The following is a 1,207-nucleotide window of genomic DNA, read 5'->3' as shown; positions in this document are numbered from 1 at the left end:
GATGATATCACCATCTACCCCTTTTGCCTAGAATGACCTCCTACTCTACCTTTCAGAGATGCCGTGAAAAGTAAGGCTTGCCACTCGGTACCTTCATCACCTGAATTGTGGATTAGCTCGACTAAAGCGGAGATCGCCACTGGGTGATCTTGGTGTATTACCCCTAAGCTATATGCCGCTTGCATCCGGGCATATCTATCCTGAGAAGTACCGATTAACTCGACTAAAGCGGCGATCGCCCTTTCCCGATCAGTCTGTTTCAGTATCTCCTTTGAACCCTCTGCCAGTGGATCGATAAATCTTTGCCACTGCTGCTTTTCCTCATTAAAATAACCAAATCCCCACTGAATAATCTGCGATACAATCTCATCAGCAAGACTACAGTTCTTAAACTCAGCAATCCCCGCCACCACTAGAAAATACGCCCGAAGTTTATAAAAATTATAACACCCATCCTCAAACTCAACTAACGCCTTAATAAACGCTTCCTTCTCCTCCTTCCCTACCTCCTCACGCCCCAACCACAGCAAAATAACCTCCTTCCACTGCTTCTCAAAAATGCGATACCTAGCATCATAATGTTGCGGATTCCCAGGAAAATGATTCAAGAAAAAGTGCCAATCCTCAACCGCTAAAGCCGCAAAATATTCCTGAAACGTCGGATGGTAAAAAGCATAAATTCCTTCCAGCGTCTCCGCATCCCTCGCCACTAAATTCAGCCAACCCAAACGACAAGCCAACTCAAACTGCGATGCACCCATCACCGGATATCCCACACTTTCTCGCAACTGAAACCGCGACGTTTCATTTAACATCCCTGAAAGTGCCAATTTCCCCAAAGCCGCATTCAAATCCTGCTGCTGAATCAAATTCAGGCGCGGTTTTTTCCACTGATACAAAGTAGTCACAAACCGCTGATAAAGCTTAGCCTTAGTATCCGGCAAATCCCCATCCAACGACTGCCAAGTACCGCACAATAGCGAACATCTCAGGGGATTTTTTACTAAATCTCGAATTCGCTCTTTCCCCGATGCTGCTAATGCTTCCCGTAGCTGTTGAGAAAGCACCCCCCCAGCCCCCCTTGCAGGGGGAACGCATCTTATTGAACACTGTTCATCAGTGGTGAGTATATTTGTAACCGTTCAGGGGGTGCGCCTGCGGCGCACCACCCGGCAAGCTTTGGTGGTAAAGATTTGAGAGTATTGAT

General features: G+C 47.0%; 1 protein-coding gene. It reads right to left on the bottom strand.

The window, feature by feature from the left end:
- Nucleotides 1-14 precede the first annotated feature (14 nt).
- Nucleotides 15-1,067: a hypothetical protein gene (locus tag QUA80_RS33635; RefSeq protein WP_333429220.1), complete on the bottom strand. Its 1,053-nt coding sequence runs from the start codon at nucleotides 1,065-1,067 to the stop codon at nucleotides 15-17.
- Nucleotides 1,068-1,207 lie beyond the last annotated feature (140 nt).

This window comes from Microcoleus sp. F4-D5, from assembly GCF_036704885.1.
GTDB lineage: Bacteria > Cyanobacteriota > Cyanobacteriia > Cyanobacteriales > Microcoleaceae > Microcoleus.
This window is presented reverse-complemented; position numbering and strand designations above follow the sequence as displayed.